The sequence below is a fragment of the Paraburkholderia sp. BL27I4N3 genome, from assembly GCF_003386115.1.
Taxonomy (GTDB): domain Bacteria; phylum Pseudomonadota; class Gammaproteobacteria; order Burkholderiales; family Burkholderiaceae; genus Paraburkholderia.
The window spans coordinates 1,623,160-1,638,705 of sequence record NZ_QREJ01000001.1 but is presented as its reverse complement, the minus strand read 5'-3'; the positions used below and the strand labels follow the sequence as shown (position 1 = coordinate 1,638,705).

At 58.0% G+C, this 15,546-nt stretch carries 8 protein-coding genes and 7 pseudogenes; 13 read left to right on the top strand and 2 right to left on the bottom strand.

Annotation, left to right across the window (positions count from 1 at the left end):
* The first annotated feature begins 50 nt into the window (after window positions 1-50).
* The 8 genes and pseudogenes from nifV to B0G71_RS07400 form a co-directional block, all read left to right on the top strand.
* Entirely contained in the window at window positions 51-1,187 is a 1,137-nt protein-coding gene (gene nifV / locus B0G71_RS07440; RefSeq protein WP_116140769.1) for a homocitrate synthase, read from the top strand.
* 42 nt (window positions 1,188-1,229) lie between these two features.
* Window positions 1,230-1,567, top strand: a pseudogene (gene nifW / locus B0G71_RS07435) (nitrogenase-stabilizing/protective protein NifW).
* A gap of 14 nt (window positions 1,568-1,581) precedes the next feature.
* Window positions 1,582-1,680 (top strand): annotated as a pseudogene (locus B0G71_RS41880) (nitrogen fixation protein FixA); the annotation flags it as partial.
* Window positions 1,681-1,833 (top strand): annotated as a pseudogene (locus tag B0G71_RS41875) (FAD-dependent oxidoreductase); the annotation flags it as partial.
* 16 nt (window positions 1,834-1,849) lie between these two features.
* Window positions 1,850-2,148: pseudogene (locus B0G71_RS41870) on the top strand (ferredoxin family protein).
* 77 nt (window positions 2,149-2,225) lie between these two features.
* Window positions 2,226-2,711, top strand: coding sequence for a hypothetical protein (locus B0G71_RS07415; RefSeq protein WP_116140767.1), 486 nt, complete (start codon window positions 2,226-2,228; stop codon window positions 2,709-2,711).
* Window positions 2,712-2,743: 32 nt separating this feature from the next.
* Entirely contained in the window at window positions 2,744-3,535 is a 792-nt protein-coding gene (locus tag B0G71_RS07410; RefSeq protein ID WP_116140765.1) for an IS5 family transposase, read from the top strand.
* Between the two features lie 998 nt (window positions 3,536-4,533).
* Window positions 4,534-5,289, top strand: a pseudogene (locus tag B0G71_RS07400) (DDE-type integrase/transposase/recombinase); the annotation flags it as partial.
* A gap of 259 nt (window positions 5,290-5,548) precedes the next feature.
* Here B0G71_RS07400 and B0G71_RS07395 read toward each other — a convergent pair.
* Window positions 5,549-5,994, bottom strand: a pseudogene (locus B0G71_RS07395) (LysR family transcriptional regulator); the annotation flags it as partial.
* Window positions 5,995-6,462: 468 nt separating this feature from the next.
* Between B0G71_RS07395 and B0G71_RS07380 the strand changes: the two are divergent.
* The 4 genes from B0G71_RS07380 to nodU all read left to right on the top strand — a co-directional run bounded on the left by B0G71_RS07380 (window position 6,463) and on the right by nodU (window position 11,881).
* On the top strand, window positions 6,463-7,212 hold the full coding sequence (locus B0G71_RS07380; protein ID WP_105512252.1) for a sulfotransferase: 750 nt from the start codon (window positions 6,463-6,465) through the stop codon (window positions 7,210-7,212).
* Between the two features lie 98 nt (window positions 7,213-7,310).
* Window positions 7,311-9,323: a carbamoyltransferase gene (locus B0G71_RS07375; RefSeq protein WP_116140763.1), complete on the top strand. Its 2,013-nt coding sequence runs from the start codon at window positions 7,311-7,313 to the stop codon at window positions 9,321-9,323.
* Between the two features lie 184 nt (window positions 9,324-9,507).
* Window positions 9,508-10,146, top strand: coding sequence for a nodulation methyltransferase NodS (gene nodS / locus B0G71_RS07370; RefSeq protein ID WP_105512239.1), 639 nt, complete (start codon window positions 9,508-9,510; stop codon window positions 10,144-10,146).
* The gene (nodU, locus tag B0G71_RS07365) at window positions 10,124-11,881 is read left to right on the top strand and encodes a nodulation protein NodU (RefSeq protein ID WP_277872818.1); all 1,758 of its coding nucleotides are present in this window, start codon (window positions 10,124-10,126) and stop codon (window positions 11,879-11,881) included. The genes nodS and nodU overlap by 23 nt, the downstream gene beginning before the upstream one ends.
* A 202-nt stretch (window positions 11,882-12,083) precedes the next feature.
* Here nodU and B0G71_RS42605 read toward each other — a convergent pair.
* Window positions 12,084-13,646 (bottom strand): annotated as a pseudogene (locus B0G71_RS42605) (IS3 family transposase).
* A gap of 498 nt (window positions 13,647-14,144) precedes the next feature.
* On the opposite strand from B0G71_RS42605, the gene B0G71_RS07345 reads away from it, so the two are divergent.
* Window positions 14,145-15,443: a cytochrome P450 gene (locus tag B0G71_RS07345; protein WP_116140757.1), complete on the top strand. Its 1,299-nt coding sequence runs from the start codon at window positions 14,145-14,147 to the stop codon at window positions 15,441-15,443.
* The last annotated feature ends 103 nt before the right edge of the window (window positions 15,444-15,546 follow it).

The following is a 15,546-nucleotide window of genomic DNA, read 5'->3' as shown; positions in this document are numbered from 1 at the left end:
CGCTTGGCACAACGCTTGCAATCCATCGGCGACAACTCAAGAGACCTGACATGCTCAATCCGATCATCAATGACACAACGCTTCGCGACGGCGAGCAGACCGCTGGCGTCGCATTTCGCACTGAGGAAAAATGCGCAATCGCCGCCGCACTGTCGCAGGCCGGCGTGGCCGAACTCGAAATCGGAATTCCTGCCATGGGTGAGGACGAAATGGCGTGCATCGCTGCAATCGTCGACCTGAACCTCGACGCTCGCCTGATGGTTTGGGGGCGCCTCACCGACGAGGATCTCACCGCGGCATTGCGTTGTGATGCCGATATCGTTCATCTCTCGGTTCCCGTTTCGGATATTCATTTGCAACACAAGCTGCGGCAGTCGCGCAGTTGGGTACTGGCGCAGATCGCACGCGTCGTCGGCGAGGCAGCGAAAAACCATCCCAGAATTTCCTTGGGCATGGAAGACGCCTCGCGCGCGGATCCCTCATTTCTCGTAGAAGTGGCTCAATGCGCGCAGCAGCACGGCGCCCAGCGCGTGCGCTTTGCCGACACTGTCGGTATCCTGGACCCCTTTAAGACCTTCTACGCCATTGCAGCGCTACGCGTTGCCGTCGATCTGGAGATCGAAATACACGCGCACGACGACCTCGGGCTCGCCACAGCCAACACACTAGCCGCCCTTGGGGCCGGCGCGACCCATGCGAGCACCACCGTCAACGGGTTGGGTGAGCGCGCCGGCAATGCAGCGCTGGAAGAAGTCGTGATGGGCGCACGGCACCTGCTGCGACGAGAAACTGGCGTCGACACCAGAGCGCTGCCCGACATTTCGTCGTTAGTCGAACAAGCCTCAGGCCGCGCAGTTTCCTTAAACAAGAGCATCATCGGTAGGAACATCTTTACTCACGAGTCGGGCATTCACACCGACGGCCTCGCGAAGCACCCCACGACCTACGAGGGATTCGATCCGGCAGAGCTCGGCCGGCAACGGTCGACGATACTCGGGAAACATTCTGGATCTCAAAGTGTGCGTGAGGCCTACGACGCACTAGGCGTGAGGGTGTCGGAGCGGCTCATCCCGCTCCTGCTTGCGCGCATCCGCTCTTTCGCCACGCAGTACAAGCAGGCGCCGAATGCAAGCGATTTGCGCCGCTTCCTGACCCAAACCCGCAGCACGCGGGTGAAAGTCTCGTGAGTGTGGTTATGGCGGCCGAACTTGTCCAATAGAAGTAACGACATGCAAGAAGTTATCGAACAACTGCGTCACCTGTCGTCGGCCGAGGATTTCCTGCGATTCTTCGACATCGCATTCGACGAGAAAGTGGTGAACGTGAGCCGCCTGCACATCCTCAAGCGCTTCTTTCAGTGTATCGAGCAACAGAAAGAACTGCCGTGTAACAGCGCGACGGCCGTGCTCGCCGTTTACCGATGCTTACTGCAGAAGGCCGACAACGACTTCGTTGTATCCACGCCCGCGAAGCAAAAGGTATTCAAAGTTTTTTGGAAGCGGACGGTCGGCGGCTCGTCTCAGTTGACGACCTGCGCGCGTCGCTGCCGGCACGCGGCGGCGCCTGACCTGGAGTACCTCAATGCATATTGTCGTCTGCATCAAGCAGTTCCCGGATTCCGTGCAGGTCCGGGTTCACCCTGTCACCAACACTATCGTGCGCCAGGGTGCTTCGGCGATACAGTTCTTTACAACATACCCTGATCTCGTCGCTCAAGCGGCCCGCACCATGATTACGGTAAATGGCGTCGACAAAAAGACCAGAAAGCACGAGATCATGGCCAGTCTCCGCAAAAATCGCTCGCTGACCGGGCTGGTCAGCGACGCATACAAATTCGGAGAGCCTTCTGATGAAAACGGTCACTGTCAATATCGAGGAAAAGCTGTTTCAGAACCGCTACCGCGTGGACGTCGGGGCGCCGCACGTCCACATCAAAAGCATTGAAGTCTGCACCAACGACTGTGCCGAAAAAACTGCACGTTCGTGTGCCCGGTCTCCTGTTATCGGAAGGAGAGCAACGGCTCGGTCACGCAGATTACCGACGGCTGCCTGGAATGCGGTAGTTGCCGCATTCTGTGCACGGACCATCACAACCTCGAATGGGTGTATCCGCACGGCGGGCATGGCATCCAGTTCAAGTTCGGGTAGACAAACATATCCATCGTCACATCGGCTTCCGCGCGCCGCAAAAGCGGCCGGACGCCTCACCATATCGGAGTAAATTGTTGAATCTCATTACTGGTATCGAATCGACCGATCTGTTTGGCGGCAACGTCCCCTCCCCCGTGCTACAGTTGATCGAGACAACCCGCGGCGGCAGCAATGACGATGTGGCCGCCGCGTTGTGGACTGCGGTCCTGTCGTATCCGCGCTGCCTGCCATCCTACTATCTGCTGTATAAGTTCCATGCGAACCGGGGTGAACTTGGCGAGGCGCAGGAGGTCGCGACCAAGGCTTTGGCGGCCGCCGCCCGGCAAGCGTCGCTCGACAGCGACTGGTGTGCGGTGCAGCCGGGCGACACCGACTTCACCATTCTTGGTCCGGGCCGCTTCTGGCTCTTCACACTGAAGGCGCTCGCGTTCATCAGCGTGCGGCGCGGTGAGCGCGCCGTTGCACTGAAGCTGATCGCCAAGCTGCGCAGGCTGGACCCGCTCGATTGCATAGGCTTGGACGTCGTTGAAGCCTTGCTCGCACAGTCCGGGTCCCGATAATCGCCGTCGGAAGATCAACTGACAGATCGACAATATGCCCGCGGCATGGCTATGGTAGAACTCCATTGCAGTCCGCTCCGTACCTGACCTTGATGAACAAGGACGCACCGCAGCGCCGCTATGAACTGCGAGAGATGTTCAACGCGCTTCGCTGGATCGTACGCGCGGGTGCACCGTGGCGTTTGTTGCCCAATGACTTTCCACCTTGGGAACTGGTCTACCAGCAGACGCAACGCTGGATTCAGGCCGGCTGTTTCGAGGCCATGGTGAATGACCTGCGTTCGATCATCCGGATCGCCCAGGAGCGTCGTGGTCAACCCAGCGCGGTCATTCTCGATGGGCGGACCCTGCAGTCGACCTGCGAGAGTGGACCTCGCGCCGGTTACGACGGCTACAAACGCAAACGTGGCAGCAAGGTCCACATGGCGGTTGATACCTTGGGGCAATTGCTTGCTGTGCATGTTACGCCGGCCAACGAACAGGAACGTGCGCAGGTCGGAGAACTGGCGCGTCAGGTTCAGCAGGCCACGGGCCAGACGGTCAAGGTGGCGTTCGCCGATCAGGGATATACCGGCGAAGAGCCTGCGCAGGCAGCACTCGACGAAGGAATCGAGCTTCAGGTAATCAAGCTGTCGGAGGCGAAAAAGGGCTTCGTGCTGTTGCCGCGCCGCTGGGTGGTCGAGCGCAGCTTCGGCTGGCTCAACCGCTTCCGCAGGCTGGCCAGAGACTACGAGCGATTGCCCGAAACCTTGGCTGGTTTGCACTTCGTCGTATTCTCCGTGCTTATGCTTGTCCACTTTGCAGCCCTTAACAAAAGTGCCTAACACCCTCTAGACAGCCAGATCTTCATTCTAGCCCGAAGCAATCCGCGAAATCGGCACAATCGCCGCTGAGCTCGGCTGAAAAAAGTGAACGCCAACATTCCGTAAAATTGAGGAATGGAGGTATTGATGAACCGAATCCCCAAGGCTGTGTACACTGTTACGTCGCACTAAATTTGGGTTTCAGCGGAGCTGTTCGTCTCGGTATCAAATAGGATAAGTTGTAGCACGCCGCCTTGAACATCATGAGATATGTCGGACGTGAAGAAGGCCAGTACTGCTCTGTTATCGTGGGAAGTGACGAAGCCCCACACGAACAACAAACCAGACCGGCCTATGCCTCGAATTGTATTCGCGTTTCCTGTTCTTGAACGACATCTCAACGCGGCCGATCGCACGCCACAGGTCTATCGGCCCGTCGCTTGCGGGCACTGCGGCTGCTCGGGCGTGTGGTGTTACGGCCGCTATCACCGCAAGGCTGACCGCAGCGCCGCCGGTGATCTCAATCCGGTTCCCGTTTTGCGCTTTCGCTGTCGAGCCTGCAGCCGTACGTGTTCGCGCCTGCCGCTGTGCATTGCGCCCCACCGCTGGTACAACTGGGCGCTCCAGCAGCAGGTCCTGCTTCTGCTGTTTGCCGGCTGCTCGCAGCGCCCCGTGCCAGCGCGATCTTCGCGCTTGGTCGGCATACGGTACGGCGCTGGTGGCAACGCCTCGGCGAATGCAGTCTCACCTTCGAATTCTATTTGCGTAGCCGTTTCGGCCAACTCGGGCGCTCAGTCGAGATTGCTGAATTCTGGTTGCGCTGTCTGCAGCGCATGCCGCTGTGTGAGGCGATGGCCTGGCTCGATGGCGACGGTGTTTGCGTCCCGTGATCAACGGCTTCTGAACGGGTGCGCGACGGCGTAATTCCTGTCATTCCGGCTATCCACACACTTTGCCCACTCGCGCCGAATTCGGATCGCGGTTCTCATGGTTGCTCCCTTTTAACAATTGGAGTGCGCATGAAGGACATCGACCCGAAGGCCCTGTTTCGCCTATCTGTACTCGGACCACTGGTCAGTCGGGAACGGCTTGATCGTGGCGATTTGCAGAAGATCATCCGGCAACTGGCTCAGCAGGAGTACGCCATTCCGGGTTCCCGCCGACACCACATCGGCGAGAAGACGCTTCAGTCGTGGTATTACGCCTGGAAACAACACGGGCTGGAAGGCTTATGCGGCAAGCCTCGTGTTGATCGCTGGCAATCGAAGCTGCCGCCCGCAGTGCAAGCGGCGATCCTTGCGGCCAAACGCGAGAATCCGCGACGTTCGATCCGCCAGATCCGTCTATTGCTCGAGTCCGCCGGTATCGTGGCGCACGACACGCTCTCGCGCTGCGCCGTTCATCGGCTGTTGCAAGCCAATGGGCTCTCGCGGATCATTGGCTCGGCGAGTTTGCCCGAGGAGAAGCGCAGCTTCGTGGCCGAACACGCCGGCTCCATCTGGTACGGCGATGTTCTGCACGGTCCGCACCTGTCGCTCGGCCGTGGCCGCCGCAAGACTTACCTGGCCTCGTTGATGGACGACGCCTCGCGGCTCATCGCCCATAGCGCGTTCTGTTTCTCTGAGACCGCGATCGACATCGAGGGCGTGCTCAAACAGGCCTTGCTCAAACGCGGCGTACCGAAGATGTTGATCGTCGACAGTGGTGCCGCCTACCGCGCTTCCACGCTGCAAGGCATTTGCGCACGGCTGTCGATCAGGCTGGTTCATTGCAGGCCGTATGCGCCTGAGGGTTATGTGCCGGCCAAATATATGGCGCGGCGAACGGCCAGAAGTATGCAACATATTTTAAATCGTTCGATACTGGTTCGCCCATGTTTTCAAAGGAGGGCAAGCCATGTTGGAAACCCTATTCACTCGCCCTTGTCATCTGGCTCGACACTGCTCAAACCCGTTCGCCGCATCGATAGATCAGTATCTCGAACATTGCCTGGAACAAGGCTATCCACGGTCGTCATTGAAGAAGATCGCCTGGGTCGGCTTCGCCGCGCCGGAGAACCTCATCGGGGTCATCGGCAAGTGGTAGCAATTCGAAGCCGACGGCGGGAGCTTCCCGTGCAATACGCTCCACGATCTTTCGAAAAAATACGACTGCCATGAAATCGGAAAGGATGATCCTGAAGCGGCGATCCGATTTGGCCGGGTTGAAGACGTCCCGGGAAATAACGGAGAGCTGGATGTGCACCAGAGCCTCGCGGATTGGATTGGAGCAGCGAGCCCTTCAGCACGCGGTGTGGGGACAAGTTCCCGGCCCCTCATCGTAAACAGTTCATCGCAGAAATAGGCGCGTAGCCGGGCGACGGCCGCGCTCATGGCCGGCTGGCTCAGGTTGATGCTGCGTGCCGCCGCGGTGAGGTTACGCTCGGTCATCAGAGCATCGAGCGCGACGAGGAGATTTAGATCGAGGCCCTTGAAACGCATGATCCCAACTTATCCATAGTGTGGATGTGTTCCATCAAAACAATCGATTTCACGAATTGTACAGTATGGAGGATAGTGTTCCTGGTACATCCGATTGAGTTTCGTCAACCTGCTGGCGCCTTCGTGGTGCCGGGGTAGCGGATGAAGTGTGCGGTAGAACTGAGCGAAGCCGAGCAAATGACGTTGCAGCAGTCGTCGATCAATCACATGCGTCGGTAGTCTTCTTCGCGGGCCCGCCGCATGCTTGGCAACGATTTGGGATTTCCGCGAGGTTCCAGCACTTCAGCTTTCTGGTCGCGCCATCACTGAAGCGCAACCATCGTCAGTGTGGAAGTCAGCCTGTCACGGAAGATCCTCAATGGCATCCAGTCAATCTATCGACGCTGGAACGCTGGCATCGTGAGTCGGCTGACTTCACATCATTGATTCAATCCCGAACTGTCGCGAAGAATGTTATCTGGAGCCAGAATGACCCACCCTACACCGCCTCCTGAGCCATTTGCAATCCTTGCGATGCCAAGGACGGGCACGCACTATCTGGAGCAGTTGCTAAACAGGCATCCGAACGTATTGAGCAACGGTGAGCTGCTCAATACGTATGATACGAATTGGCCCGATAAGGATCGCCTGCTACGTGGCGACCGTGAGCTCCTCGAGCTTGCCTACCTTCGCTACCCGACGCGGAGCGACAAGACCAATGTGACGCATGTCGGCTGCAAGATCAATGAACCTCAGTTTCGCGCCCGTCCGGGCTTATTTGCTGAGCTGGCTCGTTGGCCACGCCTCAAGGTCATCCTCCTGCCTCGCAGAAACACATTGGAATCGCTTCGATCGCTGGTGCAGGCAAGGCAAACCGGCCAATGGCTGAGGTTCAGTTCTGGCAACGATGCGGCTCTGCCTCCGCGCGTCGGATTGTCAATCGCCGACTGCGAGGCCTACTTCAAGACCGCCGAGGATTTCCACGCTAGGGTCGCGCACTCCTTCGCATCGACCAACCTGCTTGTGATGGAGTACGAGAGCCTTCTTTGCGAATCCGCCGCATGCCTGGCAACGATTTGGGATTTTCTCCAGGTTCCAGCGCCTCAGCTTTCTGGTCGCGTCATCCTTCAGCGCCAGGAAACGCGACCACTGGACCAAACGGTACGGAATTTTCATGAATTGCGGCGCCATTTTGCAGACGGACCCTACGCGAGATTCTTCGGGGCTGGTGAGGTCTGACTGGTATTCGCAGCGGCGAGCGATAGCCTACCTTACTTAGGTGGTACGGGTTCGAGTCTTGCCAATAGGGCCTTCCTCCCACAATCAAGGAGAGAGACATGCTGTGCTTAGGAGTGAGCGGCGGGCTGGACAAAGTTCATGAAAATCCACTCGAACTGCCGAACACATTTCTGCACGATGGCGCTGCGGTGCTTGTCCGGGACGGACGCGTAATAGCGGCCGTCGAAGAGGAGCGCCTCAACCGGATCAAGCACTCTAACAAGTTCCCGAGCAGTTCGATTCAATACTGCCTTGCATCCGCAGGGATTCAGCTCAGCGATATCGACCGCATCGCGTTTTACGCTACCGAGGCCTATTGCAACGTCATGCTCGAACGCCTGTTCCTGTCCCAGCCGAACATCTCCATTCCGGTGGATGCCAAGCTGTTTCTGCGTAAGTTACTAATGCAGGAGTTCGGTACCGAAGTCGATCCTTCGCGAGTCTCATTCGTGAGTCACCATCTGGCGCATGCCGTGAGCGCGTTTGCGATGTCTGGATTCGAGCAAAGTCTGATCCTCGCGGTCGATGGCGGTGGTGATTTCCTCTCGGGGCTTTTGGCGCTCGGGTCCGGAACAGAAATTACGCAACTCGCGACTTTCGCAGAGCATAATTCTCTAGGGCTGTTCTATCTCGAAACAATCCGGTATCTCGGTTACGGCTTGTTCGACGAATACAAGGTCATGGGGCTTGCACCTTATGGGGACCCCGCTCCCTATCGCGGGCTCTTCGAGCAATTCTATCAACTCTCCGCCGACGGTGAGTACCGCGTCTACCTGGACCGCATCGGTCCGACGTTGCTCCGCAGCATCCAGGTCCGGCGAAAGGGAATGCCATTCACACAGCAGCATCGAGATGTGGCTGCTTCATTGCAGGAAGCGCTGGAGCGGATCGTGTTTCACATTCTCCGCCATCATCGCGAGGTCACCGGTATGAAGCGGCTGTGTATAGCCGGAGGAGTAGCTCATAACTGCACCATGAACGGTAAGCTGCTGTATTCGGGACTTTTCGAAGACATCTTTGTGCAGCCCGCAGCGCACGACGCCGGTTGCGCATTAGGCGCCGCCCTTATGATGTCAAACGACTTCGGTCAGCCCGCGCCGCGTGAGCGATTGCAGGAGGTCTATTGGGGGCCCGATCTTGGGAGCGATCTAGTCGTGGAGCAAGAATTGAATGCGTGGGCCGGACACCTCGACGTTGAACGCAGTGATGACGTGGCAGGCAGAGCAGCCGACTGGATGGCAAATGGCGCCGTGATCGGCTGGGTGCAGGGTCGTTCGGAGTTCGGGCCACGCGCGCTTGGCAACCGCAGCATTCTTGCCGATCCCAGGCCGACCGCAAACAAGGACCGGATCAACGCCATGGTCAAGAAGCGCGAGGGTTACCGACCGTTCGCGCCATCAGTGCTGGAGGATGATGCGCACGAATTTTTTGACCTCCCAGAGGGTACCCGCGAATTCCCTTTTATGAATTTTGTAGTTCGCGTGCGCGACTCCAAGCGTGCCTTGCTCGGCGCCATCACGCACATTGACGGTACAGCGCGGCTGCAAACAGTATCGCGGAAAACCAATCCCGCCTACTGGGAGGTTATTAATGCGTTCAAGAAGCGGACAGGAATCCCAATTCTGCTCAACACTTCCTTTAATAACAACGCTGAGCCAATCGTAGATTCGGTTGCAGACGCGATTGCCACATATCTGACGACAGAGCTGGATGGACTTGTGGTCGGGCCGTTCCTCGTCAAAAAACGGCCCGCAACGCAGGAACATTGGACTGCGCTCGCGGTTTCACTGCCGCCCTATGCATCGCTCTATCGAATCCGCGCTCACACAGCGCGGGATCGTCAGGAGACGGTATGCGAAATTCGCACCGGCGGCTCCATCTGTGACAGTGTGCGCATTTCACATGAGTTGTTCGATATGCTAATGCAGATCGAAGGCGAAGCCGTGCTCGGACATCTTCTCGATACAATTACGCTTGAGCAGACGCGACGTGAAACCCTCGTCAAGGAACTGCGCGGATTGTGGGAACAGCGTCGGGTTCGACTGCATCCCTCACGGGCGTTGTCACGGTAACGACGCCCTTCCAATGAGTGGCTGAAGGTCTGAAGCTGCGTAACAGCCCTCGCGAGCTATTTTTTCTGGAAGTTAAACAATAGCGTTTGGTCGCCGTGCAGTTCTCGTAGCAACACGCCTGTTTTCAACGGAGCACCAGTCCCGGCCCAAGGTCCGGATACTTGCAGCGGCGAACCATAAAGGTATGGCGGAATTGACACATCAAACGAACTTCGAATTGCTGCGCCGGGAATTGGACACAGACGATCCATGGCGGCTCGACAACAATCCGTTTGAGCACGAGCGCCACAGGCAAATGCTTCGGATGGCACTTTCGCAGGGATCTGTCACAAATGCGCTCGAAGTCGGATGCGCCGGCGGAGCCTTTACGGAAAAATTGGCACCGCACTGCCAACGGCTCACCGTGATCGATATTGTGCCACGCGCAATTGCTAGGACACGCGAACGGATGATGGACCCACCACACATCAATTGGATCGTCTCCGATGTCCAGCATTTTTCGACTGAGCAACAGTTCGATCTGATCGTGGTGGCGGAGGTTCTCTATTACCTCGACGGCAGCGTCGAGGTGCGCGCCGCTGTCCGCAATTTAGCACGGATGCTTGCGCCCGGTGGACAGCTGGTTTTCGGATCGGCACGTGACGCCAATTGCCGGCGATGGGGCCACGTTGCCGGAGCCGAGACGGTCATAGCCATCCTGGAAGAAGAGCTGGTTGAGATCGATCGTTTGAGCTGCGTCGGTCAGTCGTTGAATGAAGACTGTCTGCTCGCCTGCTTTCGCAACGGGACTTCTCCTTCGTGTGGACCAACTTACCAGCGTTAGGCAGGGAGATATTATGCGCATCTGTGGGATCAAACTGACACACGACGGAGCGATCGCCCTTGTCGAGGATGGAAAACTCGTTTTTTGCGTGGAGCAGGAAAAGCGAGACAACAATCCGCGGTATCAGGCGATCGACGACCTCGACGCGATCACGATCGCATTGTCCGAGCATGGTTTCCGTGCGCACGATATCGACCAGTTTGTCATCGACGGCTGGGACGGGGTAGTCGAGTCGCAGTTTCGGGTCCTCAGTGGGTCGCTTCCCGTCAGCCTAAAAGGGGCCCCTTATGCCGAACGCCGAGCCGATGATCTGCTCGCTTCGCTCGACGGCTCCGGACTGCTTGTCGGCGGCCACTCCTTTCCTTATAAAAGCTATCCTCACGTGTCAGGCCATGTGGCCTCCGCGTACTGCACCAGTCCCTTTGCCCAAAGCGGGCAACCTGCATTCTGTTTGGTGTGGGATGGTGGCATCGTCCCACGGCTCTATCATGTAGAACGCCACCACGCCCGCCATGTTGACTGCCTGTTCCCCATGATAGGTCACATCTACGCCGCGGCGGGTCATCACTTTGGTCCTTATAAGAAGCCGGGCGGCGCCCGGTGGGATCTGGGTGTGGCCGGCAAGCTGATGGCTTACATCGCGCTGGGCTCCGTTGACGAAGATATCGTTGAGGTATTTCGCGGGCTTTATCAGGCACGCTTTGCTGGCGACGCGGAGTGTGCGCAAGCTTATCGCGAGAACATCCACAGCGCGGACGCGTCACTAGCGGCTGTAGGAGAGTTCTTCGAAGCTAGCGCGCTGCGACTGGAAGCCAGGCCATCCGAAGACGTACTCGCCTCGTTCCATGTATTCCTCGAACGTCTTCTCGTTCATGAAATGGGTATCGCGCTGCAGCGCCATTCGATTCCGGGGCCGAGAAATTTGTGCATCGCTGGCGGATGCGGGCTCAATATCAAATGGAACAGCGCCCTGCGCGCGAGCGGTTTGTTCGACGCAATCTGGGTACCGCCGTTTCCCAACGATAGCGGGTCGGCGATCGGCGCCGCTTGTTGCGCGCTGGCAGCTGAGAAGGGCTTCGTGCCGCTGGAGTGGTCGGTATATAGCGGACCGGTCTTAAAAGGTTGCCAAGTACCGCCCGGATGGACGGCGTCTACTTGCTCCATTGCAGAACTCGCCAGCATACTCGCCAGTAGCAAGCCCGTCGTTTTCCTTGCCGGCCGGGCCGAGCTCGGACCACGAGCATTGGGGGGCAGAAGCATTCTGGCCGCCGCGACTTTGCCCACAATGAAGGATCATCTCAACGACATCAAGTTTCGAGAGCACTTCCGTCCCGTGGCGCCAATTTGCCTTGAGGATCGTGCGCCGACCATTTTTAGTCCGGGGAGCCCTGATTCCTATATGTTGTTCGATCATCAGACGCGCGCGGAATGGCGAGAAAAAATCCCTGCCGTCGTGCATCTTGACGGATCTGCCCGATTGCAGACCATTTCAAGAACTTCCGAGCATCCGGTGGCGCAACTTCTGGTCGAATACGAAAAGCTGACGGGTATTCCGTTGCTCTGCAACACGAGCGCCAACTATCACGGACGAGGTTTCTTCCCGGACGCTGCTTCAGCCTGTGCGTGGGGACGCGTCGAACGTGTGTGGTGCGATGGTTTGTTACTGACCAGGACTGGTCTGTCGCCGTCAGTCGACGAAACACTTTTCGCTACGTCGCCGTTCGAAGATTGCTGACGTTGCAGCTCAGTGGTCAGTACGATGCGGTCAATTGTCCCGGCAGCTCGCTTTATCGCTAAGGTCCGAAGACGATCAGCAGGCCGCCCCTGGCTCGATTTTCGCAAGCACTTATCCCGGGCGGAGGTTGCTCATCGACCCACGGAAGCTCGATGCCATCCTCGGAAATTTTCAAGGTAGTTGTTGCCTCAACGTTTAGAGTTCAGACGGTCTTTCGCTCCTGCTTATCGCGCTGCGGAGTGCCTGGCAGGTTGTGAGTTCGATCCGGGTTCAGATGCACAGTACTTATGCGCTGCCACTTGCGCGTGCGGCCTGTCCATCGCAGCGGATTGCGTTGCCGGGCAGTCTCATAGAGCGCCATGCGCCGATCCAGAATGTCCTGATCAAGGTTGGCATGACGCTGCGCCGGCGTCACGAACAGGATCGCGCTGTGACGATGTTCGTCGTTGTACCCGCGCACCAGTGCGCCCACCCAGGTGCGCGCGACGAACAGGTATCGAACGCCTTGAGCGGGTAAGCGGGCCGGTACTTCAGGGGCTTGAACAGCGACTCGGAATAAGGGGTTGTCGTTGCTCACGCCCGGGCGACTCAACGACGGCATGACACCCAGCGCCTGGAGTGTGGCGAGCATCGCCGTGCCTTTCATCGGGCCGCCGTTATCCGAATGCAGAATCACCCAGTCAGGCTGTATCGCTTCACGCGCGCAGAGGTCCCTGAGAACCTCGCTGGCCAGCGCGCTGCTTTCCTCCGCATAGATCTGTCAACCGACGATCTTGCGTGACTGAATACATCCAGAAACAGGTATAGATAAAAGTACTGCCGACGGATCGTCGTCGGCAAATACGCGATATCCCAGGAATACAACTGGTTCGGCGCGTCGGCGCGAACGGAATGCGGTTTGCTGCGAGCGTGGCCGGCCGTTCGCTGCGCCGGTGGGCGAGTTGTTTCTCGGCCTTCAGTATCCGGTAGAACGTCGATTCGGAGGCGAGATAGCGTTGCTGGTCTGCCAGTCGCGACGCGATCTGGCCTGGCGGCAGATGACCGAATTCGGCCGAGTTCGCGACCACCTGCAACTCGGCGCGTTCGTCGGCAGAAAGCTTGTGACATGCCTCGTGGTGCCGTAACGAGCGCCCGTCCGCCGCGTCAGGTTTGCCGCGTTGCCAGCGCTGAACTGTCCGGGCACTACTAAGCCCCAGCATGTTGCACGCGTGTGCCTGGCGAGCCCCGGCCAGGGTCGCCTCGCTGATCAGGCTGGTCAATGTCTTGCGCTCTTCAGGGCCCGTCATTCGGCCTCGCCCTCGAACAGCGCGCGGTACTTTTTTTGCAGCACCAGTAGCGCTGCAGCTTCAGCCAGCGCCTTCTCCTTGCGGTTCAATTGCGCTGCAGTTGGAGATTGGCCTGCTTCAGATCCCGCACCTCCTGGTGCGCTCTCGCGCCGGCTACCACCGATTCCACCAACGGCGCAGAAGTCCGTTCGCCACTGCGCGAGATGATGCGCAAACAGGCCGCGCTCACGACACCAGCCGTTCAACGATTCGTCGACCAACCCGTGGCTCTCCTGCAAGGCCATCAGCCGTTCCTCCAGCGAACAGTCATCCGGACGCTTTGCATGTCCCGAGCTCGAGCTCCGGTTCGCGGCGGCTGCACCTCCCATCCATTTCGTCAATGTCAAAACATTCACGTTCAATTCGTCCGCTACAGTTCCAACCGTTCGGTTGCCCCCGCAGGACCTTCGAGAGCGCCTGCTCCCTGAACCCGACAGAATACGTCTGTTTCGCCTTCAACTTGCACCTCTGACTCTTCTTGATAAAGAAATTCAGAAGCGACAACTATGACGCCGGGGGATTGTTGCGCACCGGCCCGACAAACAGTAGCCCTCAAGGACCACCTGAGTGAACACTTAACCAAGAAGAGTTGACCTAGATTAAGGGTACACAGGGAGGCAGCGAATAGTATGAAGCAATACGACGGGCGGATATCGACGTCCGTCACGCCAGTTCACCCACAACATTACCGATGCGAACGCTGCAGTGCCTGCGTCAACGGGGGACCAATATGTAGATCTCGGATGACAGCAAGCTCTATACATGAATGCTACTTCAAAGTCCGTGGGAAGGATCTCAGTACACGCGAGCGAGCGACCGTCAAAAGTTGAGACCAGTCATTGAGTCCGCGGAGAGCCCAATAGCGGAATGGGGCAGGAAGAGGCGCCCTTCTCTTGCCTGGATCGTGCCGCCCACCAACAAACCGCACTATCAATATCATGAGCATGCCAAATTACGACCTACCGAAAGACATAGCAAACCATCTGGTTGATCCGCAGTTCTATACCAACCTCAATCGCCTCCATGAAACCTATACTTGGGCGCGTGCAAACAACCCCGTCGGGCGCGCCATGGCGGATGGACATGACCCGTTCTGGGTGGTCACGAAACACGCCGACGTCTCCATGATTTCAAGAGAAAATGCCTTGTTTCACAACGGCGACTATTCTGTCGTCTGCAGGCCAAGAGCGTCGATCGAGCATGTCATTTCCACCACCGGTAGTCCAAACATCGCCCGATCACTCGTGCACGTCGACGGCGACGAGCACAAGAGTCTACGCGCGCTGACGCAGTCGTGGTTCATGCCTACCAGCATTCTCGAGCTTGACGACCGCATTCGATCGCTGGCAAATATAACGATCGCGAAGCTGTTGCATCACAACGGGCAAGTGATCGATTTTGCGAATGACTTTGCATTGCATTTCCCACTGAGCGTGATCATGGATATTCTCGGCGTTCCGCAGGAAGATTCCCTGCGCATGTTGACGTTGACTCAGGAGATGTTCGGAAGCGAGGATGCCGAATACAAGCGCGAAGTGCAGCGCCAAGGCGATGCGAGCAGCGCGATGGGCAAGGCCCTGCTGTCCATTGTGGCCGACTTCAAGGATTATTTTGACCGCCTGACCGAAGACCGCCGGAAGAACCCACGTAACGATATCGCAAGCTTGCTGGCCAACGCGGTGATCAACGGACAGCCTATCGATGAAGCGACCCGTCTTGGCTATTACGTGATCATCGCCGCAGCAGGACATGATACGGTTTCGTCGTCCATATCGGTCGCAATGTGGGCGTTGAGCCGCTTCCCTGAGCTACTGCCGCGACTACAGGCGGATCGTTCGCTGATTCCGCAGTTTATCGACGAAACCCTTCGCTACGCATCGCCGGTGCGTCATTTCATGCGTACGGCGACTGCCGACACCAACGTCCGGGGCCGGACAATCCGCAAGGGCGATTGGCTGATGCTCTGCTATGGCTCGGCAAATCGTGACGAGCAGGTCTTCCCTGAGCCATTCGCATTCAATATCGACCGCAAACCGAACAGGCATCTCGCTTTCGGCGCCGGCGCCCACGTGTGCCTGGGTCAGCATCTCGCGAACATGGAAATGCGCATCTTGTTTGAGGAACTGGTCCCGAGGTTGCGGCTTATCGAGCCGGCGGGCGAAATCGAATTCGTTGCGTCCAGCTTCGTGAGCGGCCCAAAGCATCTTACAGTTCGTTGCGTGGTGCATCCGCGTTGACCCACCGGAGTCTGTAGTTGGAGTGAACCCTTGAGGCTCCGCCTTCACTGCGGAAGTTACCAGGCGGCTACGTACGGGTCCCGGCGTGAAGCCGAATATGAGC